This is a genomic window from Agathobacter ruminis (assembly GCF_002735305.1).
Lineage (GTDB): Bacteria > Bacillota > Clostridia > Lachnospirales > Lachnospiraceae > Roseburia > Roseburia ruminis.
The window spans coordinates 1-231 of sequence record NZ_PDYG01000133.1; the positions used below are offsets into that span (position 1 = coordinate 1).

1 protein-coding gene is annotated in these 231 nt (G+C 42.0%); it reads left to right on the top strand.

Annotated features, from left to right (window positions below; genetic code table 11):
- Window positions 1-231 (top strand): hypothetical protein (locus tag CSX02_RS13820; RefSeq protein ID WP_207653790.1); only part of this gene is annotated, 231 nt, incomplete at both ends.

Below are 231 nucleotides of genomic sequence, written 5' to 3' on the forward strand. Positions count from 1 at the left end.
GAGTTCGAATCTCTCCATCTCCACTCGTAGCGATTTTGCTTTGCAGAAAAGCTACAGAAATTAGTCGTATCCTTGCTATGCAAGCGGGCGACAGAAAAAGGAAAGCTCGCACATTAGAATCGCTTCGCGATGGTGCTCGCTTTGGTAGCATTCCTGCTTCGCAGAAAAGCTACAGATTGTACCTTGAAAACTTCATACATGATAAGATTGATAATCAATTAATTGATGATC